The organism is Sutterella sp. (assembly GCF_052272535.1).
In the GTDB taxonomy this organism is placed as follows: Bacteria; Pseudomonadota; Gammaproteobacteria; order Burkholderiales; family Burkholderiaceae_F; genus Sutterella.
On the sequence record NZ_DAVZJY010000328.1, the window covers coordinates 1 to 1,869 of the forward strand.

Consider the following 1,869-nt stretch of genomic DNA (forward strand, 5'->3'; position numbering starts at 1 on the left):
TAAAAGAATCCCAAAGTACGGTACTACTGAAGCTTCCTGGGTCTACCGCGAGGACGCTTAGGCCCCACAAATTCCGGGCGGACTCGAGGTCTTCCCGGTTTGCGCGGGATGACGACGCCTTCATGGGTGACGTCGTCCGGACGCTTTGAACGGATGCCGGCATCGGACAGTCCCAAAGCTTCCATCAAGGTGAAGGCACCCTTGTAGTCCGCGACCCAATACTCGTCGTCGGACTTCGGGGGCAGCGGGCCTTCAACCTTTCTCCATGCCGTCCCCAGATCTTCCAAAAGATCTCGGTACGAGAGCTTTCTGAGCAGCCCCGCCCTCTGCGCCTTGTGCCGCATCCGGCAGGTGAGCACCGTCGTCAGGAAGTTGATGAATTCTGAACCGCGGACGGAGAAATCTCCCTGTACATTGGTGCGGTCGAGCAGCTCATCGTTTTTGTAGGCGTCGAAGACCAACTCAATCTGCCAACGGTCCTCGTAGCAGAGATATGCCGTCAAGGGAGACAGATCAAGGTCTGACTCGAAAACGATTACTCCAAAGAGCTCGCTTTTGGCTTCGAAGTTTGCTTCCGTCACCGTTGGGTCCGTCTTCATCTTCTCGATAAAGGCATAGCGTTCCCCATCGGCTTTGGCATGATCCTTAAAAGCATACAAGAAGCGGTTGGTTCTAAGTTTTTTCTTGCAGTAATGCACCTGACCGTCAATGGCGGTGAGGACCCCCTGGAACTTGAGCATGTCGTTGTTCCTGATCCTGCTGTCGGTACGTTTGATGGGGATGAGGTAGTGGAGGTCGGGATGGCCGATAAGTTCATCTTGAATTTGAGACGGTGGAAATCCCTTGTCCGCGACGATGATGCCTTGGGTGAGCTTCTGATCCCTCACGAAGGTCGCGAACGCCGAGGCGTCGACACGATTGCCCGCGAACACCTCCGCGCACACGGGCTCCATCTTCTCTATGTCGTACGCGTAGATGATCGAAATGTCCTTGCAGCCCTTGACGTGCGCCTTGTAGGAGTAGGCCGAGAAGTCGTTCACCGTGCTGGTGTCCTGCTTGAGCATGCCGTCGATGAGTACGTGATGATCGGCTTCAATGTCGGCGATGCGGTGAGCGAAGAAGGCTTCGCGCTTGCTGCGGTCCATGCCGAGACCTTCGAGAAGCTTGCCGACGTGATTGCCTGATAGATGGAGTCCGGGCAGATAGCGGCTGATATAGGTGCGGCGGTACTCCGTTGCAAGCCGCCTGTTCTTCACGTCGGGTTTGATGCTGCGGATCAACGCGATCGCAAGAATTTCACAAGCATTCTGAACATCGTAGATCTCGGTCAAGTCCCGAAAGAGGTCCAAGGACACGGAATGAGCGAACGCCGCAGCGCCGAAGGAAAGCTCCTGCGGCCCGGTTGAGGCAAGTTTCTTTTCGGGAGTGATGGGGACAAAGGCGCCCTGGATGATGTGCCCGATGACTTGTCCGTTGATCGGCAGGGTTTTGCCGTGGGGGCCGTACTTGGCCCCCGCCCTTGCCCTGACGGCGTAACGCTTGGGCCCATCGCCGCCCCTATCAACCACGATGGTGTTTCTGGGGCGTGGAACAGCTCTGATCTCAGCTGGTACCGGCATTTTCCAATCCTCAAACATTAGTACATTTGAAGCTTATCGGGTACTATTGTATCACATTCGCCCAGGGCTTGCAGGAAAATTCGATCATGCAGATGAACTGTTTATCGAGACTAAAAAGCCGGGGCTACGAATCGTCGAAGCCCTGGCTTGAGCAGGAAAAGGTGAAAACCATGGCGTTTGTGGCGCCATCGGAGGCAGATCTACCACTGAAGAGGTGTTTTAGGTAGTGCCGCGATGTGGGAAACTTTTA

Annotated in this window: 1 protein-coding gene; it reads right to left on the minus strand. The window is 55.3% G+C overall.

Annotated features, from left to right (window positions below; translation table 11 throughout):
- Nucleotides 1–23 precede the first annotated feature (23 nt).
- On the minus strand, nt 24–1,619 hold the full coding sequence (locus ACT6Y9_RS10710; protein ID WP_443744518.1) for a transposase: 1,596 nt from the start codon (nt 1,617–1,619) through the stop codon (nt 24–26).
- Nucleotides 1,620–1,869 lie beyond the last annotated feature (250 nt).